Origin of the sequence: Oceaniserpentilla sp. 4NH20-0058, from assembly GCF_040371755.1 — a bacterium.
Taxonomy (GTDB): domain Bacteria; phylum Pseudomonadota; class Gammaproteobacteria; order Pseudomonadales; family Oceanobacteraceae; genus Bermanella.
Map to the genome: position 1 here is coordinate 72,559 of NZ_BAABWE010000005.1, position 22,418 is coordinate 94,976.

Consider the following 22,418-nt stretch of genomic DNA (forward strand, 5'->3'; position numbering starts at 1 on the left):
TTTAGGAGTATATTATGTTTGATTTAGGTCTCTCGGGTCTTAACGGTTGGGAAATACTGTTATACACCCTGATTATGACGCACATCTCCATCGTAAGTGTGACCATTTATCTGCACCGTGCCATGGCACATAGAGCCATGGATTTGAATCCGGTGTTGGCGAACTTCTTTCGTTTTTGGTTGTGGTTAACCACGGCAACCATTACGAAAGAATGGGTGTCTATCCACCGTAAGCATCATGCAAAATGCGAAACCAAAGATGATCCTCACTCACCTGTGGTAAAAGGGTTAAAAACCGTTTTATTGAAAGGTGCAGAGCTATACAAAAATGAAGCAGAAAGCCAAGAAACATTAACTCGCTATGGTAAGGGCTGCCCTGATGATTGGGTTGAAAATAACGTATATCAAAAATACAAATTTCTAGGTATTTTCATCATGTTAGGTTTTAACATACTGATGTTTGGACCTATCGGCATTACGGTTTGGGCGGTTCAGATGATGTGGATGCCAGTTCATGCGGCGGGTATTATCAACGGCATTGGTCATGCGCTTGGTTATCGTAATTTTGAGTGTTCAGATGCTGCTACAAATATTAGTCCTTGGGGTATTTGGATCGGCGGAGAAGAGCTTCATAACAATCATCACACCTACCCAAATTCAGCCAAATTATCCGTTAAAAAATGGGAATTTGATATTGGTTGGATGTACATAACTATTTTTAAAACACTAGGTTTGATTAAAAATATTCGTACGGGCCCTGTTATGGCCATCGATAAAAACAAACTAGAGTTAGACTTTGATTCAGCATTGGCAGCAGCGAACAATCGTTTTCAAATTATGGCTAAGTTCTATAAAAGTGTATTAAAGCCAGTGGCCAAGCAAGAGAAAGAAGAATCTAACCTTAATTTGCCGTTTGCTCGTGTTAAGCGATTATTGCGTAAAGAAGAGGCTCTGCTTAGCGAAAACTATCGTGAGCAATTAGCAGACTTGTTGGCTCATAACGAAATGGTTGAAAAAGTCTATAAAATGAAACAGGAGCTTCAACTGGTATGGAAAAAACGTACCGCAAGTCGCGACGAGTTTTTAAAAGCCATGCAGGCTTGGTGTAAAGAGGCTGAGGAAAGCGGTATTCGTGCGCTGGAGGAGTTCTCGCAAAGTTTACGTCAGTACAGTACTAAAATGGCGTAATTCGTCTTTAAATTTAAAAAAGGAGCAATAGGCTCCTTTTTTTATGCCTATATGTTTCATCAATCTTTACAGTTATCATCCGTGAACTAGACTTTAAGGTATTCGCTATAAGGGTAATGCCATGTTTGGTAGTAAGCAAATCAAACTGTTAGAACAAAAATTGCAATCTTCTGAGCAAGAAAATACCAAACTAAATGAAAGAGTACTTGAGCTTGAGCAAGCATTACAAGATGCTTTTAGTCATCTAGCAAATCAACAAAAAACCAACCATGAATATCATTCTATTCAAGAGTTATGGGGCACCAGTAGTACACGATTAACCGATATACGAGAGCACGCCAGTCACTTTGTTGGTGAACTCTCCGCTGAACGTATTCGAATCAATGAGGCCAGTAGCCTGTTCTCACAAGCCAGTTTGTCTTTGGATTCACTATATCAGCAGTTAGAAGAAATCCGTGATGAATCTGTTGTGTCGCAAAATCGCATAGAATCTGTCAGTGATGTAACGATTAAAATTGACGAATTTGTAAAATCCATTGTCGATATCAGCGACCAAACTAACTTACTTGCTTTAAATGCTGCTATTGAAGCGGCTCGAGCAGGAGAGCAAGGGCGAGGTTTTGCTGTGGTTGCCGACGAAGTCAGAAACTTAGCTAAGCGCACTGGCGAAGCCACTGAAAATATCAGTAGTTTGGTTTCACAGATCAATACTCAAACAAAAGATACTAAAGAGGGTATTGGGGCCACAGCGGTTAAAACCGAAAGAATGACAGACAATACAGAAACCCTCATCACGACCGTAAGTGAAGTGTTAAGTATTTCTAACCAAATGAAAAAAGTGATCACGCAAGCCTCTTATGCGTCGTTTATTACTACAGTCATGCTCGATCATATTGATTGGAAAAACTGCGTATACCAAAATCTACAATATCCACAAAAAGACGTTAGTTTAGAGATAGCTGACCATACACAATGTCGCTTAGGTAAGTGGTACTTTGAAGGGGAAGGGAAGGCTTCGTTCTCTCATTTATCCTCGTATGCCAAACTGAATGAACCTCATAAATCGGTACATGAAAATGGTATGAAAGCGTTAAAAGCAAATTACGATAAGAACCGTGAATTAACCATTACTCATTTGAAAAAAATGGAAGAGGCCAGTCAAGTTGTACAAGATATATTAGATGGCATGATTGATGAAATATTTAAGACTCTCAGAGATGAACCTGTAAATGTTAGTGCGGAAGTAGATCTATTTTAATTTAAGGGCGAAACCAGAGCGTTTTGCATCATCTCAAACAAACGCTGTTGAGTTAATTCACTTAGCTTAATTTCTGTAAAATTGAATGACGGATCTTGCGAGATTCTGCCAAATTCATAATCTACAATTTCTACCTTATTATCATGTAACACCATAATGATTCGAGTATCATTTAATGGGTTTTCAATGGTTAAGGTATCTGCTGCAAAGCCAGCCTTTCGAAGTTGATGGCTAATGCCGATAATTGGATCCACGTTTGGGTACTTTGCTTGAATATCTGCTTGTGCAAGTTTGGCCACTTCGCATAAATCGTATACTTTTGCGTCTTTAATTTTCATGAATTATTTAAACTAATAAAAAATTTTACTTAGTTTAATTAATTTTGTGCAATCAAGACAGGGCTACTCCCACTTTACTTTGATTTTCACGGCCCAGTGTTTCACAAATCCAATTACCTGTATCGATGACCGCCTTTAGGTCAACGCCGGTTACAATGTCCATGCCTTGTAACATGTATAACACGTCTTCGGTGGCGACATTACCGCTGGCCCCTTTGGCATAAGGGCATCCTCCTAAACCGGCCACAGCGCTGTCGATTTTATTGATGCCGTATTCTAGGCTGGTGTAAATATTGACTAATGCTTGTCCATAGGTGTTATGACAATGTATGGCTAGCTTTTCTGCTGGAATGTATTTCAAAACCGCATCTAACATGTGTTTAAACTTAACCGGTGTTCCTACACCGATAGTGTCGCCTAATGAAATCTCATAGCAACCCATGTCATATAAGGTTTTAGCAACACGGGCGACTGTTTGTGGCTCAATGTATCCTTGGTAAGGGCAACCAATAACCGTTGAAACATAACCACGTATGGGCAGGTTATGTTGCTTAGCTGTTGTTATTACACTTTCAAATTGAGTCAGGCTTTGTTCAATTGAACAATTAATATTTTTTTGCGTGAAAGCCTCGCTGGCGGCCCCAAAGATGGCAACTTCATCGGCATGATATTGTATTGCTCCTTGTAACCCTTGCAGGTTGGGGGTCAGTACTGAAAAGTGCGCACCTGTCTGCTGTTTGATGCCGCTTGTGTTTAAGGTTTCTAAAACGTGATCGGTGTTGGCCATTTGCGGCACCCATTTTGGTGAAACAAAACTGCCAGCTTCGATCTTTTTCAGCCCGCTTCGGGCTAAGCGTTTAATTAATTCTACGCGTGTGGCCACGGGCAGTATAATGGATTCGTTTTGCAGGCCGTCACGAGCGCCCACTTCAATTAACTCCACATGAGTTGGTAAAGACATACTAGGCCTCGGCTAAATCAATTAATTGGTTGCCTTCATTCACTAAATCCCCCACGTTAAAAAACACCGCTTCGATGACGCCATCTTTAGGAGCTTTAATAGCATGTTCCATTTTCATGGCTTCCATGATGATCAATGTGTCGCCGCTTTTAACAGGCTGACCAACTTTTCCATTTATCTGAATGATAGTGCCGTTCATAGGGGCGGTTAGGCTGCCTTGTTGCTGGTGGACTTGATTATAATTTCGTTGCGGATATTCAAATTGGCTTTGGCTTTTCTCATCATAAACTAAGGTGTGATTGTTGTGGCTAAGCACGTTGGCATACTGCCAAACGCCATTTAGTTGATAATGTAATCGAGTGCCTTCTAGGTTGGCGCAAACCAAATAGGTTTGATCATGAATGGTGATTTTCCATTGGTTTGTTTGTATATGATTGTTTATATGCTCGACGTTAAGCTTTATAGGGTTACCAAGAGAAATCAAGGTTAAGGTTTCAATCGATTGTTGGTTCAAACGAAAACTAGAATGGTTATGCCATGGGTTGTTACTGTCTTGTTTGTTTTTAAGCATATGCTTGTCACGGGTCAGTATTCGCTGACACACAGCCGCAATTAGATGATGATGGCTGGCTGCTTCAGGTGAGTTTAATTCAGTGGTATGTGCATCAATAAACTGGGTATTCACTTTACCTTGTTTAAAATCGTCCACTTCAACAATTTTGCGTAAAAATCCAAGGTTGGTGGTGATGCCTGAAATTTGATAGGCCTGTAGTGCAAGTTTTAATTGGTTTATGCAGGCAGCTCGGTCTTCACCCCATACGATTAATTTACTAATCATAGGATCATAAAAGGGGCTGATTTCATCACCTTGTTGTACGCCACTGTCTAAACGTACACGTTGATCAATAAGCTTAGGGGTTTGTAAGTAGGCTATTTTTCCTGTGGTGGGTAAAAAGTCATTGTCTGGATCTTCTGCATAGACTCGTACTTCTATGGCGTGTCCATGAATGCTTAATTGATCTTGGCTGAGTGCTAATTTTCCACCTTGGGCTACTTTAATTTGCCAAGCCACTAAATCCAGCCCTGTGATCATTTCGGTTACTGGGTGCTCTACTTGTAAGCGAGTGTTCATTTCCATGAAGTAGAAGGGTGAATCGGTTTGGCTTGGGTCGTATAAAAACTCTACCGTACCTGCTCCCACATAGTGAATGGCTTTTGCGGCCTTGAGAGCGGCTTCGCCCATTGCCTCACGATGAGCTTGTGGGAAATCTGGTGCGGGCGCTTCTTCTAATATTTTTTGGTGGCGGCGTTGTATCGAACAATCACGCTCAAACAGATATACGCCGTTGCCTAATTCATCTAAAAACACTTGAATTTCCACATGTCGAGGGCGGGTGATGTATTTTTCTACCAATAACTTATCGTCGCCAAAACTGTTTAAGCCCTCTCGTTTAGCCCCTAGGATAGCCGCTGCAATGCTTTGCTCGTTTTCGACGACACGCATACCTTTGCCGCCGCCACCTGCACTGGCTTTGATTAATACTGGAAAACCTAGGTGCAAAATTTGTTGGGTTAAAAAAGCATCGTCTTGATTGTCACCATGATAGCCAGGTACCAGTGGTACATTGGCTTTTTCCATAATGGCTTTTGATTCACTTTTAGACCCCATGGCTTCTATGGCGTTTACAGGTGGGCCAATCCAAATAAGGCCTGCTTTTTTAATGGCCTGTGCAAAGCCTGGGTTTTCAGATAAAAAACCATAACCTGGGTGTACTCCATCGGCGTTTGATTGTTGTGCTATCTGCAAGATTTTGGCTACGTTTAAGTAACTGTCTTTTGCTGGGCTTGGGCCAATGTACCAAGCTTCATCCGCTTTTTTAACGTGTTGAGCATGTTCGTCGGCGTCACTGTATAACGCAATGCAGTGTATCCCCATGGCTTGAGCGCTTTTCATGATGCGAATGGCAATTTCGCCGCGATTAGCGATGAGTAATCGAGACAAGGTTTTATTGTGTTTATTCATAATCGTTGACCCAATTTGCCGTGCGTTTTTCTAAAAATGAAGTCAACCCTTCTTGACCCTCTGCACTGACTCTAATAGAGGCGATTAAATTTACAGTGTAGTCGCGCATGGCTTGATCACATTCACCACTGTTCACTGTTTTTATCAGTTGTTTGGTTTTGGCCATGGCTTGAGGGCAATTTTTTAAAAGTGTTTTAATAAGTTGCTGGCTGCTGTTTTTTAATTGCGCTTCATCGGCGACGACGTCATGTATCAAACCAATTTGGTGTGCTTGGTTAGCATCAAAGGCTTCAGCACTTAAAAAATAGCGACGGGCTTGACGAGACCCAATTGCCGCTATTACATATGGGCTGATAACCGCAGGGCTTAATCCAATTTTAACTTCACTTAAACAAAACTGGCTGCGCTGCGTGGCCAGTGCTATGTCACAACAGGCAATAAGGCCAATTGCTCCGCCATAGGCTGCCCCATTGACTAAAGCCAATGTAGGTTTAGATAAATGATTGAGGGTGTGCATAAGCTCAGCTAACTGTTGGGCATCGTCTTTGTTTTGTTGCTCGGTTAATGTGGCCATGCGTTTCATCCAGTTTAAATCAGCCCCTGCACTAAAATGTTTGCCTTGGCTCGTCAGCACTACAATCTGTACATCGTTGCGCTGCTCTATTTTTTTTAGTGCGGTGGTGATGTTTTGAATGAGCTCATCATCAAATGCGTTGTGAACTTCTGGGCGATTTAATGTCAGGGTCGCAAGACCGTTTGCAATTTCGATTAATAAAGATGCTTGAGTCATATTTGTCATCGTTACATCCTAAAAATACCAAATTGAGTTTCTTGTTGTGGCGCGTTAAGTGATGCACTAAGTGCAAGTCCTAAAACTTCACGGCTTTGGGCGGGATCGATAATGCCGTCATCCCACAAACGAGCGGAGGCATAATAGGGGTGTCCTTCGTTTTCATATTTTTCTAATAACGGTTTTTTAAAGTTTGCTTGCTCTTCAATACTGAAACTCTCACCGCGTTTTTCTTTTGCGCCCTTGGTGATTAATGACATAACCCCTGCCGCTTGTTCGCCACCCATTACACTAATGCGAGCATTTGGCCACATCCACATGAAGTTTGGATCATAAGCGCGACCGCACATACCGTAATTGCCCGCACCAAAACTTCCGCCAATAACTAAGGTGAATTTAGGTACTTTTGCACAGGCAACGGCATTCACCATTTTTGCACCGTGTTTAGCGATGCCTTCTTGTTCGTATTTTGAACCTACCATGAACCCTGTTATGTTTTGCAAAAACACTAAGGGAATATGGCGTTTACAACATAGCTCTACAAAGTTTGCGCCTTTTTGAGCACTTTCGGAAAACAATATGCCGTTATTGGCAATGATTCCCACAGGCTGACCATAAATACGTGCGAATCCACAAATTAAAGTGTTACCAAAGCGGGCTTTGTACTCATCAAATTCACTGCCATCGACTATGCGTGCAATGATCTCTTTTACATCCATGTTTTTTTTAAGATCTTGGGGAATGATGCCGTAAAGTTCGTTGGCATCGTATAACGGTGCTATGACATCACGAATATCTAAGGTTGTTTGTTTGTGCCAGTTTAAACGGTCAATGGCTTGTCTTGCGATTTGTAATGCGTGCTCGTCGTTTTCAGCTAAATGATCGACGACTCCACTGAGTGCTGTGTGCATGTCGCCACCACCTAATGTTTCGGCGTCTACCACTTCACCTGTGGCCATTTGTACAAGAGGCGGGCCAGCTAAAAAGATGGTGCCTTGTTGTTTTATAATAATGGATTCATCGGCCATGGCGGGTACATAAGCACCCCCTGCGGTACAACTTCCCATAACCACTGCAATTTGGGGGATGCCCATGGCGGACATGTTGGCTTGATTAAAAAAGATGCGGCCAAAGTGTTCTTTATCGGGGAACACTTCATCTTGGCGCGGCAAGTTGGCACCGCCACTGTCCACTAAGTAGATGCAAGGTAGATAATTTTTTTGTGCAATCTCTTGGGCCCGTAAATGTTTTTTAACCGTAAGAGGGTAGTAGGAGCCACCTTTTACGGTGGCATCGTTGGCCACAATCATACATTCCACACCGCTGACCATTCCTATCCCGGTCACCACGCCAGCGCAGGGCACGTCTTCGTCGTACACTTGATAGGCTGCCAGTTGACCCATTTCTAAAAAAGGCGAGCCTTCGTCAATTAGTTCGGCAATGCGTTCTCGGACTAATAGTTTTCCACGACTTTTGTGGCGCTCTTGTGCTGCGCTGCCGCCACCTTGAGAAATGGTATTGATTAGTTTTTTTAAATCGGACACCAAGTCTAAATTAAATGCGTGGTTGTCTTTGAACTCGGCGGAGTTGGGATTGATGATAGAATGTAGTGTTGGCATATGTCACCTTAAAGCTATTGCGCTTGGTCTAGCTTGGTTAAAACGGTTTGCCTCGCTATATCGTCGCTTATGACGCTTTAAATAGCTGAATTATAAAATTGATTTTAACGTTTTGATTCATTGAAAATTTCACGGCCAATCAGCATTCTGCGAATCTCTGAGGTGCCTGCGCCAATTTCATAAAGCTTAGCGTCTCGTAGTAAGCGTCCTGCGTCATAATCATTGGTGTAACCATTGCCACCTAATAATTGAATGGCATCTAGGGCTAATTGTGTGGCCTTTTCTGCTGTGTATAAGATCACTCCTGCAGCATCTTTGCGGGTGGTTTCACCACGGTCGCAAGCGGCAGCTACTGTATATAAATAGGATTTACAGGCATTCATGGTGGAATACATGTCGGCGATTTTTCCTTGTACTAATTGAAACTCACCAATGCTTTGGCCGAACTGTTCACGTTCGTGAATATAAGGTACTACTAAGTCCATACAAGCTTGCATGATGCCAGTGGGGCCGCCAGACAACACAACCCGTTCGTAATCTAAGCCGCTCATGAGAACCCGAGCCCCTTGGTTTAAACCACCTAGAATGTTTTCAGAAGGAACTTCGCAATTTTCAAAGATCAGCTCACAAGTGTTGGAGCTGCGCATGCCCAGCTTGTCGAGTTTTTCTCCACGGCTGAACCCTGCAAAGTTCCGCTCAATAATGAACGCGGTCATGCCGTGGCTGCCTTTTTCAAAATCGGTTTTGGCGTAAACTACATAGACATGGGCATCTGGGCCGTTGGTGATCCACATTTTGTTGCCATTTAGAATGAATATGTCGCCTTTTTGCTCGGCTCTTAACTTCATGCTGACTACGTCTGAGCCTGCATTGGGCTCGCTCATGGCCAACGCGCCAATGTGTTCACCGGTAATAAGCTTGGGTAGATATTTTTCTTTTTGTTCAGGGGTGCCGTTTTTGGTTAATTGGTTCACGCACAGATTTGAAAAAGCACCATAACTTAAACCAATACCCGCAGAAGCGCGGCTGATTTCTTCCATTGCAATCACATGGGCAAGATAGCCCATGTTTGTGCCACCGTAGATTTCCTCTGCGGTTATGCCTAGTAAGCCCATATCGCCGAATTTTTTCCAAAGTTGATTAGGAAAGCCATTGTTTTTATCGGCTGATGCAGCCAGTGGTGCTACCTCTTTGTATGCAAACTCGTTTACATGGGCCTTTAGCATGTCGATGGTTTCGCCTAGGCCGAAATTTAGTTCATGGTAGGTAGATTTCATGGTATCTCCTGCGGTCAAGGGAAGCATGCCCGTTACCTAGTGGTGAGGTTAACAATTAAGCATTAGACCATTATTGTTATGGACTGCCTTTAGTTAAGCCCTTTAGTTCTGTGTTGACTCGGTTTTCATGTTCGTCTAATTCAACAAGCATGATTTCGATATCATGCAATTGTTGCTGTAAGCGCTCTCGGCTTTCATGTACCTTTTCTAGCACTTTTTGATACTGAATTTCATTATCTTGTTTGGGGTTGTACATTTGAATCAGTTCACGGCTTTCAGCTAGTGACCAGCCTAAGCGCTTGCCCCTTAAAATAAGCTTTAAGGTAATGTAATCTTTTTTGCTATAAATGCGCTTTTGTCCCTCGCGATTAGGGCTAAGTAACCCCTCACTTTCATAAAAACGAATGGCTCGAGTGGTGATGTCAAAGCGCTGAGATAAATCACTAATACTGTATGTTTTGTTTTTGTTCATATCTGTATTTAAGTTTAGCTTTACGTTTACGTCAACGTAAAATTTGTTAAATGATTTTTTGGGTCAATTTTAGGGATTACTAATCCAAAAGAATGAGTGTGTTTGCTCTAACATTGAACATGTATTGTATTGGTTATGCACATTAATAATACAATGGATGAGATTTATACTGGTAAGTCCTAAATTGGCTTTAATTATCTATTGCATTCTGTAAGTTATTGAAAATAAAGGATATTTTAAATTGTTTGAAAAAAAAGCAATTTAAGCTACCCCCTGAATTCATGGGCGTTTGCGAGAGTTTTCAAATACTTATTAACCAAGTTATCCACAGGTTTTGTGGGTAACCTAAAGCAGCCCTGATGGTTGCTGGGTTTTAGTGTGACCGAGTGTTACAAAAGGGTTAAAAACGCCATTTTAAGGGGGGTTAAAAAATGTCCGAAATGGCCAATAGGGGTTGTGATGGGGTGACTGTTAGGGTTTTAACTGGATGGCGAATGTAATAAAAGTGTCACGTTTCTCAGTCTAAAACCCTTTGGGTGTGTTATGTGTTAATGATCTAAGGTTTGTCACATCAGGATGGAGTTTAAATCCTCATTGCGATGTGAGTTGCTCGCCTCTGATGGAACTATTGAGACACCTTGGTCCGTGATTCCCCAATTGGTTATCGAATACCTTATATCCGCTTCTCGACAATGAGTTTTTTCAAAAGTACTAATCTATCATCTTCTGTAGAGCTATCGAATTGTTTAATTAATTCGTCTAATTCATTTGATTTAGCAATGAAGTGGTCAATAAATGCACGTACTTTTTTTGGTTGATGTTTGCCGCTTGGGAAGACTAAATAAAAAGGTTCTTGTTCAATTTGCCATTGGGGTAACAGAATTTGTAAGCGCCCTTCGGTTAATGCCTCATAGGTTAAAAATGTAGAGGTAATGGCAACCCCTTGTCCTGCGAGCATGTGGTGTTTGGCAATTTCGAGATGGTTAACGGTTACGGAGCTGGGTTGATTAATTTCAATACGTTCACCTGACTCTTTATGAATAAAGCTGGCTCTGTGTGAAAAACCATTACGTGTACCGGTTTTTATCCAAGGTACATTTTTGAGCTGTTCAGGGTGGTCAAACGGCCCGTACTTTTTAATAAACTCTGGGCTTGCACATAAAATAGGGTCAGTGTCGTCCACTTTTCGAGCGATTAGGCTAGAGTCTTCTAAATGACCAAGGGCAAACCCCACATCAAAACCATCACGAATTAAGTGAATATTACCGTCGTTAAAAACGATTTCTAAATCAATTAATGGATAAGTTTCTTTAAACGAAGCCATCCAGTATCCCATCATGTCGATGGCCAAGCCCACTGGGGCGGATACCCTTAAGTGGCCACTGGGTTCTTTTTGATTGTCGGAGATGCGTTCATGTATGTCGATAATTTCTTCAAATAATGGTTTGTATTGCTCATAATATTGAAGACCAATATCAGTTGGGCGTATTTCACGCGTGGTACGCTCTAGTAAACGTAAACTTAGTTTATCTTCTAGGTCCGTAATCATACGAGAGACCCTAGATTTTGGAATACTTAGGCTGCGAGCAGCAGCTGTAAAGCTACCGTCTTGTACAACTCTAATGAATACCGACATTTGGTTGAGATCGAGCATAGGGTTCTATTTCATTTATTTTGCTAAATGATGGGGTATAAATGTCAAAAAGACCAGCGTAAACCCTTTAATATAGTCTTTGTTTGATACTACAGGTTTGAGTGGGTTGTGGGTCATTTAACCGTTAACGTGCTGTTCGATTTTCACATTTGCTATCGCTTATTCGCGGGGCAGGGACGCTGATGGAAATAGTTGGATTAAGGGAAAATCGGCTTTTAAGTTGTAAGGTGATATTTGATTACTAGCCAAATATCACTTTTTGTCAGCAGAGTGCTTTTGTTGGTACATTTTTCGGTAAGCGCTTGGGGTTTTATTAACCCATTTTTTAAATGCATGGCGAAAATTAGTGACATCACTAAAGCCAATTAGGTTAGAGATATCTTCAATGGCAATGTCGGTGCGAATTAAATATTCAATGGATAATTGGCAGCGCACTTTATTAAGTATCTTTTGGTACGATGTGCCAACATTAGCCAGTTGTCGTCTTAATGTGCGAGAACTGACGTTAAACGCACTGGCAAGCATTTCTATGTCAGGATAATCACCTGCGCAATTCACAAAAATTTGCTGAATATCATTGACCAAGGATTCTTTTTGTCTGAGTTGAGCCATTAACTCATTGCAGTAGGGTAAATAACGTGTGCAATCTGCATTATTACCGTCTTTACGTTCACGATTAAATAATCGAGTATCTAAAGCCCAGCTGTTTTGTGGGCAGTTGAATTTAACTTTACAGCCGTACAGGGCCTCATATTCTTGACGATTAGACTCGTCATCAAAGGTAAACTGCACATGATCAAAACTAATATCATCCCCAAAAATACTGCGAGAGATATGAATACGAGATGAATTACCTAAAGCCACAAAAAAGGCCAGTGATTCATCATCAATGTTTTGCACGTTATACATGGTGGCGTACATGGTGTTATCTATAAACGCATTGCTGCGCTTGAGTAGATTCCCCAAAAGCGAGTAGTACTTGCTTTCAATTTCGAAAGCATGACCAAGGTTACCAGCAGAGGCCACAGCATATCCAAATACACCTAGGTCACTTACTTGATAGGTAGCACCTATACGCGCCCCTGCAATGGGGCCAAAATGTTGCGCGCAAAACTTAAGCGCAGCAAGCACTTTAAAGGCTGCAACGGTATCATTCAGTAATTCTTCACGAGTCACTTTGATGTGTTCAAGTAACCTAGCCGAAAAACTTGCTTCATGAGTATCGAAGTAACGAATGATATTTCGTAATTCAAATGCGGGGTAAGGCTGATCACCTAAAACAGAAAGTTGGTGGTCGGCATTTGAATAAAAATTCATGGGTTGGTTCACGTTATTCCTGTCACAATTACTGCCAGTGAGTGGGTTCTTTTTATTGTCTTTTTGATCAAGTTGCACATATTAAGGTATGAATAACTGTTCGCAATAATATTTTGCTCCAAAAGCATAGAACCTTGAATGATTGGCCATTATCCACATAATGCTAAAATTAAATGTTTGATAAGGGTTTTGTTTTAGTAACGTAAGGTTATTAGTGTGGTTAAATTGCAACAATTGTGACATTTTGAAAGCGAATGATATTAGCTGGTAATTTATGTTCGATTTAGTAATGGGGCTGATATAATTGGGCCAGTTTTAAATAGGTATTTCATGTGAGTTTTCAGGATCGATTTGCGGGTATCGCAAGATTATATGGCAGTCATGCATTGCATGCCTTTAAGCACAGTAAAGTAGCTGTGATTGGCATTGGTGGTGTTGGCTCTTGGGCTGCTGAAGCACTAGCAAGAACAGGCTTTGGTGAAATTCACTTGATAGATATGGACGATATTTGTATTACCAACACCAATCGCCAACTACACACACTTAACCACACGGTTGGTCAGTTGAAAGTAGAGGCAACCGCAGATCGGCTAAAAAGCATCAACCCTGATCTTGTGGTTAAGCCAATTATGGACTTTTTAACCCCTAGTAATATGGCGCAATATTTAAACGGAATGGATTATGTTGTAGATGCTATTGATTCAGTAAAAGTGAAAGCAGCTTTAGTGGCGTGGTGTAAACGTAATAAAGTGCCCGTGATTATGACAGGAGCCGCAGGTGGCCAAACCGACCCGACGCAAATCACAACTGGTGACTTGAATAAAACTCACAACGACCCGTTGGCAAAAAAAGTTCGCAGTATTCTAAGACGTGAATATGGTTATTCCCGAAATCCAAAACGTAATTATTCGATAACCTGTGTGTATTCTACCGAGCAATTAAAATACCCCCAGCCTGATGGCTCTGTTTGTATGCAAAAGAATTTTGAAAATGGAGTGGCTAAATTAGATTGCTCAGGGGGTTTTGGAGCCGCGACTATGGTGACGGCAAGTTTTGGTTTTGTGGCAGCGGCAAAAGTTGCTGAAAAAATGGCATTAAAAGCTAATGCTTAGAATCTGTTAATCCTGATGGCGGTTATCTTTCAAAAAAAACAGGGCAATGACCTGATTGAAGTACGCAGTGCTGGCAATAGCGTTCGCCTATACAGTAATGGGGTACTGCACAGTCAATACAATCCTAACCATAAAATAAACGGTGCTATTTGGGATCTACTGGTCTTACCGGGTTTCTTTCTTGCAAAGCCCCCTAGACATGTTTTGGTTCTGGGGTTAGGTGGTGGTACGGTTATTCATTTGATTCGACATTTTTTTCCTCAATGCAACATTACGTGTATAGAGCGCGAAGCCCTGCACATTGAAATTGCAAAACGCTATTTTAAGATTCCAAATGATATAACAGTGATTAAAGGGGATGCTTATGTTGAATTGTCTAAATTAAATTCAAAATTTGATTGGGTACTAGACGATGTGTTTCAACATGTCAGTGGTGAGCCAGAAAGAGAGGTGGCCTTTGATGATGTGTTTTCATTATATGAAAACGTATTGAGTAAAAATGGTGTACTGAGTATGAACACCATAGGGAAGCAACAGCTGAATCATTTAAGGGTTTATAAACCCAAATTTGAGTCTGCGTATATTATGCGACACCCCTTGTACGATAATGGAATTGTGAGCCTCAATCGAAGCCAGATAAGTAAAACCATGTTTTTTGATGCACTAATGAAATATAAAGAGTTAGATAAGCGTCGAAAAACGTGCCGATTAAAAGTGGGGTTGCGTCAGTTATAAACAAAAATGCCCAATCAATGATTGGGCATTTTTTAACGATATTAAATTTAAACGAATGTTAAATCTAATTTACGCCCTTGAATATCTAGGTTTTTGATTTTTACAGTGACTTCTTGGTCTAGTTGATAGCTGGTGTTGTCATTGCTATGACGCAGATACACCTTATCAAAATTCAGGCGCTTTTTGCTTTTACGTAAATCCACAAATCCTTCGATACCCAAATCCACCAATTGAACGGTACAACCACCGATGTTGGTTTGCACGATTTTACCTGCAAATTCTTTTTGTGGAAGATTCTCAAGGAATTGCAGTTTAAGCCAGCTTTCCGCTAAGTTCACTGCTTGTCGGCCAGTGATTAACGTTTCTTGAAGGTGAGCAATAATATCAGCGTTAATGTCCGGTGCTTTTTGTTCGTTCAAATGGGCTTTAATTATGCGGTGCACTAATAAGTCGTTGTATTTACGTATAGGTGAGGTGAAGGTGGTGTAGCACTCAAACCCCATGCCGGTGTGTGGACCGGCTTCTTGGCTAAACTCACTACGAGTCAGGAAGCGACTAAGAATGGTTTTAAGTGGCAGCTCTGAAGGTTTTTGTTCAACTGCTTTAATAAATGCTTTGTAGCCCTCTGGGGTTGTAAATTCCCCTTCAAACTCAATACCTTGTTGCTCAACGATAGTTTTAATATCGCCAATACGTTCGGTTCGAAAACCTGGGTGTTGGATATATATGCCATTGCCGATGGTTTGAAGGTGCATTGCGCAGCAAAGGTTGGCTACGAGCATGGCTTCTTCAACTAGCTTTTGTGCACTGTTGCGTTCAGATTTATAAACAGTTTGAAGTTTGCCGTTGTCTCCTACTGTTAGGTAGTAGTCAGGACGGTCTTCCATGATTAAGTTATTGCTACGGCGGTGACTGTTCAGGGCCAGACTAGCTTCATACAAGTGCTGAAGGTGAACCGTTAGGCTGCCATCAACGACTGATTGGTCGCCATCAATAAACTGAGTTACCTGCTGGTAGCTTAGTTTGCCATGGGAGCGTACAAGGGCTTCTTTAAATTCATAAGAAAGTACTTCACCTTGCTTGTCCATTTGAATGTTACATACCAAGGCCAGACGGTTTTTACCTTCAAGTAGTGAGCATAAGCTGTTGGAAAGCTCTTGAGGCAGCATTGGTAAACTGCGACCAGGAAAATACAATGAGTTTCCACGGCGTGCGGCTTCTTGGTCAAGGTTGGTGTTCATACCAAACCAACTGCTTGGGTCGGCGATGGCAATGCTAAGCAGCCAGCCATCGTCTGTGGCTTGGGCAAATAGGGCATCGTCCATGTCGCGGGTATGTTCGCTGTCGATGGTAACGTAAGGTAGGGTGGTTAGGTCTTCACGACCCTCAGCCATTTTCTCGATGCTTTCTTCTGATAATAAGGCTAATTCAGAAAACGTGGTTTCTGGCCATTCATGGCTTAAATTATGCTTTTCTATGGCGTAGCTGCGTTCAAAACTGGCATCAGACAGCTGCCCAATTTTGCGTACAATTTTGCCCTGAGGTTTGCCATTAGCGAAAGGGTGACGAGTGACATCACACACTACCCAATCGTTGTCTTCAAGTCCTTCGCATGCATCTGGAGGAATGTACAACCAGTGGGTGCTAGTACGAGTATCGGGTTCGACAAATTGAGCTTTACCACGTTTTTGAAAACGCCCAGTACATTGTTTGAATTGTGTACTAATGAGCTTTTCCGGAACGGCTTGTATTTTACCTTTATCGTCCTCGGTTTCGCTGAATTGTATGACATCCCCGGGAAAGACTTTTGCCATTTCATCAGGGGTTAAAAAGTAAGATTCACCATCATCAGTGGCGACAAATCCAAATCGGCCTTGGCTACCACGGACGGTGCCTTGCTTCAATCTGGCTTCTTGCTGCGTCTGAATGTTGGATTTCAGTGCTTTGAGCTGAGCTAAGCTATCGGAATTAAGCATGATATAACTGTAAGTAAAAAAATTATCCACATGTTATCACTTTGCCTAGTATTGGGGTACAGCTTGGGCCTTATGTATCCCCTTGCAAGGGATTTATTTTTGTTTTTTTGCAGTAGGTCGGTTTAGGCTAATCTAATTCGTTGATGGATTGATTATTCTTCGTCCAAGGTTGAGCTGTAAGTGTTACCTACTGGCGGGGTGATTTCTATTTGTTGAGCCACTTCTAATGCTAAAAGTTGATCGGTTAGATCGAACTCTTCTCCGTCGGTATTCAGCATAATGGTTTTAATATCGAAGCTTACTCGTGAAGAGCCGGAAAAAATCACATGATTGTTAGATAAAACGTGAAGTGTACTGAAGTTAGGAAGCCACAATCCAAAGTCAAAGTTCAAAAAACGGTATTCATCTTCGGCCACGCTAGGGTCTAATACTGCAATGCTTAAACTGAGACTGGCATCGTATCCGAGGCAATAGAGTTGTCCATCGAACATTTGGCTTTTTCTTAAACCACGAGGGTCGCTGCTGGGGAGTCCCGGAATGGATGGCATTGGGTCGAGTATTTCAATCTCTTGCGCTTGTCTTGGGAATAAGCGTCCACTTTGACAGCTGGAATTCACAAAGTAAGGGTAGATGTAGTCGTATGAGCTAATGCTTTCACTGTTATAAGGTAAGCGTAAACTATCAATGCGTTGACTGTATCCACTGTAGGCTTGTCTGATAACATTGCCATTACAGCTAAATATCAATTTATTGGTGCCGCGTTCTGTAATCTCAAATATGCTGCTGTTGCCGGCCTCGTCATCGGCTAATATCAAACTTGTGTATGGGGCGAGTAATACGGTGCTGACTCGCCCTGTTTCTTCTTCACAGTCATTGAGAAGCACACGGTAACTATTATCGCCGCCGTCTAGGTTTCGATAAATCATAATGCCAGATTGGCTCACAATAAATTGTCCAAGCCCAGGGCGATCATCTTCTAGGCTCACCTGCTCTAAGCTGTATTGATTGGCTGAACCTAAACTCATTTTATAAATACTAGTAGGGGTTGGCGTTTCTTCTGTGGTGGCTCTGGCGGCTGTACCTTCCCTTGAAGTGACTAGATTTGTGGCTGTGTCAGCCTCAGTTTGTAAGTCTTCTTGTGTATTATTGATGGTGCCACCAGTGGGGCTGGTACAAGCACTGGCGGTCTCAGTTGTGTCTACTGTATCTGCTGTGCCCGTTGTATCTGTTGTGTCGGTTGTATCTGTTGTGTCTGTTGTGTCGGTTGTATCGGTTGCGTCCGTTGTATCTGTTGTGTCCGTAGAATCTGTTTCATCTGTTTCCGTGATTTCTGCTGGGCAAGGTACACCAAGATGATGGTCCACAAGCTCCTCGTGGTCTTCTAGTTCTACTTCTTCTAATAAATTTAAAGCCTCGTAGTCAACGGAGATGACATATAACTCATCGGTATCATTCCAGCGACTATCTGGCGGAAAATAGTCACGGCCTAATTGGGTTAAGGAGCTACGGCCACTGTTGCCTTGAACATTTAGCCCAACTGGGGCACTTACGACATCGCCACTTCTTAGGTCAACTAACAAATTGAAGTAATCGTTTTCTTCATCGGCGTCTAAATCTCGATGATAAAGTGCAAGCATGACGTAATCTGGGCTCATGACCATGATGTCTAAGGGCACGATATTCGTTGCATCGGTGAAACTCACATTACCGCTTAAATCAATGGCAAGGCCATCTTGATCAAGAAACGTCACTGGGGTGATGTTATTCTCGTCATCTAAGGTGTACAACAACTGTGAATACTGTTGGCTGGTGGCGAGGTTGGGGTTGGTGCCTAATGGGGTGCTGCCGATGAAAAAACCTACATAATCATCCGGTAGCAATAGTTGTGATACAGGTGGAGTAGGCAATGCGGGTACATTTAGGGTAACACCTGAGCTTGAGCTTGCACCCCCGCAGCCGTATAGCCCTACCCATAAAGTAATAGTTATTAGAATTCTCATCATGTAATAACTATCGGCCGCACAGAAAAATGTTAAAGTGAAATTCAGAAAAATGAGTTCGAAATGGTAAGGTTTTTTTAAATACATGAATGATGAAGCGTTAGAGCGATATAGCCGCCATATGTTGTTACCTCAGCTGGACTATGACGGCCAACAGCGCATTAACAATGCAAAAGTATTGGTGCTTGGTTTAGGCGGATTAGGGGCAAGTGCCGCTCAATATTTAGCAGGCGCTGGGGTTGGCTACTTAACACTGTTAGACCCTGACAGGGTTGAGTTATCTAACTTGCATCGCCAAGTAATACATAATGAAGCTCGGCTGAATATGAATAAGGCGCAATCCGCCAAGGTGCAATTAACGGGGTTAAATTCTTCGATTCAAATTGATGCCATTGAGCAGTTGCTGCCTGAAGGTCAGTTGCGTGATTTGGTTAAGCAAATGGATGTTGTTGTAGATTGCACTGATAACAGCGCATCACGTATGTTACACAATCGTTTATGTGTAGAAAGTAAAACCCCTTTGGTAAGTGCTGCGGCCATTCGATTTGAAGGTCAAATGATGGTTGTTGATGCAAATCAAGCCCAGTCACCGTGTTATGAGTGCGTTTACTCTGATATGTCTGATCAACAAGATACATGCAGTCAGTCTGGTATTTTAGGGCCAGTGGTAGGCACCATGGGTGTACTTCAAGCCCTAGAAACATTAAAAATCATCGGTAAAGTAAATTTACCCAACGTGGGAAAATTATGGATGTTTGATGGTTTAGATTTATCAATGCGGTGTTTTAATGTGAATAAAAACGAAAAGTGCACCATATGTTCACATTAATTTCACACATAAAAAATAACTGACAAATAAGCTGACAGATAGAATCGAAGTATGTACAAAGCAGCCTATAAATAGGTTAAGTGCGGAGGCGGTAATGGATAAAGATAGTAAGTCTTTACAAGATCTTATTGAAAATAATAGAAAGTGGGCTGATGAGATCAATGAACAGGACCCAACATTTTTTCCAACACTGGCTCAGCAACAAGCACCAGATTATCTTTGGATCGGCTGCAGTGATTCGCGAGTGCCTGCCAATGAAATTGTTGGCTTATTACCGGGTGAGTTATTTGTACACCGTAATGTAGCCAATATGGTTGTACATACTGACATGAACTTGCTGTCGGTGTTGCAATACGCTGTAGAAGTATTGAAAGTGAAACACATATTGGTTGTTGGGCACTACGGTTGTGGTGGTGTGCGTGCGGCGATGAATAATCAAAAACTGGGTTTGATTGATAACTGGTTGTTGGAAATTCGAGACTTGTATCATGTTCAGCGCAAGCGTTTCAGTGGATTACAATCTGAAGACGAAAAGGTTAACTTACTATGTGAGCTGAATGTTGCAAGACAGGTTCATAACTTGTGCCATACCAGCATTGTGCAAGATGCATGGGCAAGGGGTCAAAGAGTGGCTGTGCACGGCTGGGTGTATGGCTTGTCAGATGGTAAGGTGAATAATTTGAATGTGACGATTAATAGTCCAAAACAACTTAGTGAAATATACCGTTTAGAAGAATAAACAATGAACAATACAGTGTTGCGATAACGGCACTGGTCAAAAGACTCCGATTCACGTTCAATTGCATTATTGAGCATTATCGGAGCTATCATGAAAACCCTTCAAATTGATATTGTCAGCGATGTAGTCTGCCCTTGGTGCGCCATTGGTTATGGCAATTTAAATACTGCCCTTTCGCAGGTAAAGTCGGATTTACAAGCAAAAATCAATTGGCACCCCTTTCAGCTTAATTCCCATATGCCCAAACAAGGTCAAGATATTGGAGAGCATTTGGTGGAAAAATATGGTCTAACTAATGAGCAACGTAAGGTTAATCAAGAACGCATAAAATTAGCGGGTGAAGCAGCTGGGGTAACATTTAACTTTGGTGAGCGCTCTCGGATTTACAACACCTTTGATTGTCATGTACTGCTAACGCTGGCGGCCCAAATGAATAAACAAACGGAACTGAAGTTGGCTTTGTTTAATGGGTACTTTACTCAAGGCTTGGATATCAGTGATTCATCTGTATTGATTAATATATGTGAAGAAGTGGGTATTCAACGTGAGCAAGCAGAGCAGGCGTTAAGTGATTCAATTCTAATCGAACAAGTAAAAAAAGAAGAAGAGCAGTTTAAATCAATGGGGATTCAATCTGTTCCTGCTTTTATTGTGAATCAAAAGTACTTGATTAGTGGCGGGCAGCCAGTCGAGAGCTTCAAGCAAGCCTTGCTTGAAATCGCAAATAAAGAGTAGGTCTTCAAAATATAAGCAAGGCTTCGCCTTGCTTTATAAATACACGCCAATACTGATGAAATGACAAGTGGCGCCACCAAGCACAAATACATGCCAAAAGTCGTGAAAATCAAAATATCGATGGAAGTTTGGCCACTTAGTAGCGTACACAACTGCACCTACGCTATAACTGATACCACCTGCTAATAACCAGTTAATGGCTCCTGCTGACAACGACTGACTAAGTGCCTCATATACAAACAAACTAATCCAGCCCATGCCCAAATACAGTAAGGTACTAAACCATCTTGGAGCATGCATCCAAAAGATTTTTTGTAGCACCCCAGCACTGGCAATTCCCCAAATGATGCCAAACATCCACCATGCTTGGCTGTCTTCTAGACCAATTAGGCAATAGGGGGTGTAAGAGCCAGCAATCATTATATAAATAGCCATGTGATCCACACGCTTTAACGTGTGAATACCATCTTCGCTGATTTCCATTAGGTGGTAGATAGCACTAGAGGCAAACATCATAAACATGCTGATGCCAAAGACGAGGTAACTGGCTAAATAACTGGCGAAGTTCTCTTCTGGAAGGTGGGTTAGCATATAAGGTATGGCTGCTAACGACATAAGGGCGCCGAATAGGTGGCTAAGTCCAGAAAACGGTTCTCTTAGGTGACGTTTCCACATAATTTGAGTAAACACTTGTTCGCTGAATGTAGGGCCATTAGACCTGTTCTTATTTTCACTGTCAACGCAATCGATGTTACTGTTAGCGCGATTTTTGAGATAATAGAAGTACGTTCGTTTTAGGTTAGAGAAATAGCATGCTAAAAGTCAGTGGCATTATTTTATGCGGAGGTAGTAGCCGCCGTATGGGTCAAGATAAGGGTTTAATGCCTTTTTCTGGCGAGCCTATGGTGGTGCAGGTAGCAAAAGGTTTTGAAGGTGCACAAGAATTACTTTTAAACTGCAATCAAAACCAAAGTGAATATGAAGCCTTGGGGTTTAATACATTTGAAGATGTGGATTACCCTGATATTCCAGCTGGGGCTGGACCGCTATTAGGTATTTTAAGTGCCATGGAGAAGGCCACAGAAGATTGGTTGTTATTCAGTCCGTGTGATACGCCCAAACTACCGACGAATTATCTTGAAAAAATGACGCAAACAGCCAGCGATCAATTAGCCTTTTCGTGTGTCGTGTTTGATGGCGAGCGCCGACAGTATTTACATACACTGTTGCATAAAAAACACAAAGAGAGCCTGCTAATGTATTTACTTTCAGGGAAAAGAAGAACTGGAGAATGGCTAAAAAGCGTGGCCCCAGTGGAAGTAGATTTCAGCCAAAACTCAGAGCAATTTATTAACATCAACTCAAAAGATGACTGGCCAAGTTAATAATCGCCACA

The 22,418-nt window shown here is 41.9% G+C and carries 20 protein-coding genes and 1 pseudogene; 9 read left to right on the forward strand and 12 right to left on the reverse strand.

All coding sequences use genetic code 11. The annotated features are described in order from the left end of the window. Window positions 1-14 precede the first annotated feature (14 nt). The 3 genes and pseudogenes from ABWV45_RS08350 (at window position 15) to ABWV45_RS15530 (ending at window position 2,445) form a co-directional block, all read left to right on the forward strand. A complete protein-coding gene (locus ABWV45_RS08350) occupies window positions 15-1,187 on the forward strand; it encodes a DesA family fatty acid desaturase (RefSeq protein ID WP_353350583.1) in 1,173 nt (390 codons plus the stop codon). Between the two features lie 535 nt (window positions 1,188-1,722). Beyond that, window positions 1,723-1,983 (forward strand): annotated as a pseudogene (locus tag ABWV45_RS15525) (methyl-accepting chemotaxis protein); the annotation flags it as partial. An 84-nt stretch (window positions 1,984-2,067) separates the two neighbouring features. Then, the gene (locus tag ABWV45_RS15530) at window positions 2,068-2,445 is read left to right on the forward strand and encodes a CZB domain-containing protein (RefSeq protein ID WP_502914672.1); all 378 of its coding nucleotides are present in this window, start codon (window positions 2,068-2,070) and stop codon (window positions 2,443-2,445) included. Here ABWV45_RS15530 and ABWV45_RS08360 read toward each other — a convergent pair. From ABWV45_RS08360 to ABWV45_RS08400, 9 genes are all read right to left on the reverse strand, one after another. Further along, the gene (locus tag ABWV45_RS08360) at window positions 2,442-2,783 is read right to left on the reverse strand and encodes a hypothetical protein (RefSeq protein ID WP_353350587.1); all 342 of its coding nucleotides are present in this window, start codon (window positions 2,781-2,783) and stop codon (window positions 2,442-2,444) included. The two genes, ABWV45_RS15530 and ABWV45_RS08360, sit on opposite strands and share 4 nt — an antisense overlap. Before the next feature lie 52 nt (window positions 2,784-2,835). Then, window positions 2,836-3,744, reverse strand: coding sequence for a hydroxymethylglutaryl-CoA lyase (locus ABWV45_RS08365; RefSeq protein ID WP_353350589.1), 909 nt, complete (start codon window positions 3,742-3,744; stop codon window positions 2,836-2,838). A gap of 1 nt (window position 3,745) precedes the next feature. Then, window positions 3,746-5,767, reverse strand: coding sequence for an acetyl/propionyl/methylcrotonyl-CoA carboxylase subunit alpha (locus tag ABWV45_RS08370; protein ID WP_353350591.1), 2,022 nt, complete (start codon window positions 5,765-5,767; stop codon window positions 3,746-3,748). After that, entirely contained in the window at window positions 5,760-6,566 is an 807-nt protein-coding gene (locus ABWV45_RS08375; protein ID WP_353350593.1) for an enoyl-CoA hydratase/isomerase family protein, read from the reverse strand. Before ABWV45_RS08375 ends, ABWV45_RS08370 begins: the two co-directional genes overlap by 8 nt. A gap of 2 nt (window positions 6,567-6,568) precedes the next feature. Continuing rightward, on the reverse strand, window positions 6,569-8,176 hold the full coding sequence (locus ABWV45_RS08380) for a carboxyl transferase domain-containing protein (RefSeq protein WP_353350595.1): 1,608 nt from the start codon (window positions 8,174-8,176) through the stop codon (window positions 6,569-6,571). A 104-nt stretch (window positions 8,177-8,280) separates the two neighbouring features. Next, window positions 8,281-9,453, reverse strand: coding sequence for an isovaleryl-CoA dehydrogenase (locus ABWV45_RS08385; RefSeq protein WP_353350597.1), 1,173 nt, complete (start codon window positions 9,451-9,453; stop codon window positions 8,281-8,283). Between the two features lie 76 nt (window positions 9,454-9,529). Further along, window positions 9,530-9,925, reverse strand: a complete 396-nt coding sequence (locus ABWV45_RS08390) for a MerR family transcriptional regulator (RefSeq protein WP_353350599.1) — start codon at window positions 9,923-9,925, stop codon at window positions 9,530-9,532. Window positions 9,926-10,598: 673 nt separating this feature from the next. After that, window positions 10,599-11,579, reverse strand: a complete 981-nt coding sequence (locus ABWV45_RS08395; protein WP_353350601.1) for a LysR family transcriptional regulator — start codon at window positions 11,577-11,579, stop codon at window positions 10,599-10,601. A gap of 252 nt (window positions 11,580-11,831) precedes the next feature. Next, window positions 11,832-12,908 (reverse strand): AraC family transcriptional regulator, encoded by a 1,077-nt coding sequence (locus ABWV45_RS08400; RefSeq protein ID WP_353350603.1) that lies wholly within the window; start codon window positions 12,906-12,908, stop codon window positions 11,832-11,834. A 320-nt stretch (window positions 12,909-13,228) separates the two neighbouring features. Between ABWV45_RS08400 and tcdA the strand changes: the two genes are divergently transcribed. Together tcdA and ABWV45_RS08410 are read left to right on the forward strand one after the other, a co-directional pair. Beyond that, window positions 13,229-14,008: a tRNA cyclic N6-threonylcarbamoyladenosine(37) synthase TcdA gene (gene tcdA, locus ABWV45_RS08405; RefSeq protein WP_353350605.1), complete on the forward strand. Its 780-nt coding sequence runs from the start codon at window positions 13,229-13,231 to the stop codon at window positions 14,006-14,008. Between the two features lie 15 nt (window positions 14,009-14,023). Further along, entirely contained in the window at window positions 14,024-14,743 is a 720-nt protein-coding gene (locus ABWV45_RS08410) for a spermidine synthase (protein WP_353350606.1), read from the forward strand. 47 nt (window positions 14,744-14,790) lie between these two features. Here ABWV45_RS08410 and ABWV45_RS08415 read toward each other — a convergent pair whose 3' ends face one another. Together ABWV45_RS08415 and ABWV45_RS08420 are read right to left on the reverse strand one after the other, a co-directional pair. Continuing rightward, complete coding sequence (locus tag ABWV45_RS08415; RefSeq protein WP_353350607.1) at window positions 14,791-16,749, reverse strand: ribonuclease R family protein; 1,959 nt, start codon at window positions 16,747-16,749, stop codon at window positions 14,791-14,793. Window positions 16,750-16,871: 122 nt separating this feature from the next. Then, entirely contained in the window at window positions 16,872-18,722 is a 1,851-nt protein-coding gene (locus tag ABWV45_RS08420) for a hypothetical protein (RefSeq protein ID WP_353350609.1), read from the reverse strand. Between the two features lie 82 nt (window positions 18,723-18,804). Between ABWV45_RS08420 and ABWV45_RS08425 the strand changes: the two genes are divergently transcribed. The 3 genes from ABWV45_RS08425 to ABWV45_RS08435 all read left to right on the forward strand — a co-directional run bounded on the left by ABWV45_RS08425 (window position 18,805) and on the right by ABWV45_RS08435 (window position 21,022). Next, window positions 18,805-19,548: a HesA/MoeB/ThiF family protein gene (locus ABWV45_RS08425; protein WP_353350611.1), complete on the forward strand. Its 744-nt coding sequence runs from the start codon at window positions 18,805-18,807 to the stop codon at window positions 19,546-19,548. Between the two features lie 94 nt (window positions 19,549-19,642). Next, window positions 19,643-20,287, forward strand: a complete 645-nt coding sequence (can, locus tag ABWV45_RS08430; RefSeq protein ID WP_353350613.1) for a carbonate dehydratase — start codon at window positions 19,643-19,645, stop codon at window positions 20,285-20,287. 90 nt (window positions 20,288-20,377) lie between these two features. Continuing rightward, window positions 20,378-21,022 (forward strand): DsbA family oxidoreductase, encoded by a 645-nt coding sequence (locus tag ABWV45_RS08435; protein WP_353350615.1) that lies wholly within the window; start codon window positions 20,378-20,380, stop codon window positions 21,020-21,022. 33 nt (window positions 21,023-21,055) lie between these two features. On the opposite strand, the gene trhA is transcribed toward ABWV45_RS08435, so the two are convergent. After that, window positions 21,056-21,697 carry a PAQR family membrane homeostasis protein TrhA gene (gene trhA, locus ABWV45_RS08440; protein ID WP_353350853.1) on the reverse strand — a complete coding sequence of 214 codons (642 nt, stop codon included), beginning with the start codon at window positions 21,695-21,697 and terminating at the stop codon, window positions 21,056-21,058. Between the two features lie 137 nt (window positions 21,698-21,834). Here trhA and mobA point away from each other — a divergent pair, with 137 nt between their 5' ends. Then, complete coding sequence (gene mobA, locus ABWV45_RS08445; protein ID WP_353350617.1) at window positions 21,835-22,407, forward strand: molybdenum cofactor guanylyltransferase MobA; 573 nt, start codon at window positions 21,835-21,837, stop codon at window positions 22,405-22,407. Window positions 22,408-22,418 lie beyond the last annotated feature (11 nt).

What these genes read in the sequence shown, in the direction of transcription:
- ABWV45_RS08350 (WP_353350583.1), top strand. Translation starts at nt 15, where the DNA reads ATGTTTGATTTAGGTCTCTCGGGTCTTAACGGTTGGGAAATACTGTTA.
- ABWV45_RS15530 (WP_502914672.1), top strand. Translation starts at nt 2,068, where the DNA reads ATGCTCGATCATATTGATTGGAAAAACTGCGTATACCAAAATCTACAA.
- ABWV45_RS08360 (WP_353350587.1), bottom strand. Translation starts at nt 2,783, where the DNA reads ATGAAAATTAAAGACGCAAAAGTATACGATTTATGCGAAGTGGCCAAA.
- ABWV45_RS08365 (WP_353350589.1), bottom strand. Translation starts at nt 3,744, where the DNA reads ATGTCTTTACCAACTCATGTGGAGTTAATTGAAGTGGGCGCTCGTGAC.
- ABWV45_RS08370 (WP_353350591.1), bottom strand. Translation starts at nt 5,767, where the DNA reads ATGAATAAACACAATAAAACCTTGTCTCGATTACTCATCGCTAATCGC.
- ABWV45_RS08375 (WP_353350593.1), bottom strand. Translation starts at nt 6,566, where the DNA reads ATGACAAATATGACTCAAGCATCTTTATTAATCGAAATTGCAAACGGT.
- ABWV45_RS08380 (WP_353350595.1), bottom strand. Translation starts at nt 8,176, where the DNA reads ATGCCAACACTACATTCTATCATCAATCCCAACTCCGCCGAGTTCAAA.
- ABWV45_RS08385 (WP_353350597.1), bottom strand. Translation starts at nt 9,453, where the DNA reads ATGAAATCTACCTACCATGAACTAAATTTCGGCCTAGGCGAAACCATC.
- ABWV45_RS08390 (WP_353350599.1), bottom strand. Translation starts at nt 9,925, where the DNA reads ATGAACAAAAACAAAACATACAGTATTAGTGATTTATCTCAGCGCTTT.
- ABWV45_RS08395 (WP_353350601.1), bottom strand. Translation starts at nt 11,579, where the DNA reads ATGCTCGATCTCAACCAAATGTCGGTATTCATTAGAGTTGTACAAGAC.
- ABWV45_RS08410 (WP_353350606.1), top strand. Translation starts at nt 14,024, where the DNA reads ATGGCGGTTATCTTTCAAAAAAAACAGGGCAATGACCTGATTGAAGTA.
- ABWV45_RS08420 (WP_353350609.1), bottom strand. Translation starts at nt 18,722, where the DNA reads ATGATGAGAATTCTAATAACTATTACTTTATGGGTAGGGCTATACGGC.
- ABWV45_RS08425 (WP_353350611.1), top strand. Translation starts at nt 18,805, where the DNA reads ATGAATGATGAAGCGTTAGAGCGATATAGCCGCCATATGTTGTTACCT.
- can (WP_353350613.1), top strand. Translation starts at nt 19,643, where the DNA reads ATGGATAAAGATAGTAAGTCTTTACAAGATCTTATTGAAAATAATAGA.
- ABWV45_RS08435 (WP_353350615.1), top strand. Translation starts at nt 20,378, where the DNA reads ATGAAAACCCTTCAAATTGATATTGTCAGCGATGTAGTCTGCCCTTGG.
- trhA (WP_353350853.1), bottom strand. Translation starts at nt 21,697, where the DNA reads ATGTGGAAACGTCACCTAAGAGAACCGTTTTCTGGACTTAGCCACCTA.
- mobA (WP_353350617.1), top strand. Translation starts at nt 21,835, where the DNA reads ATGCTAAAAGTCAGTGGCATTATTTTATGCGGAGGTAGTAGCCGCCGT.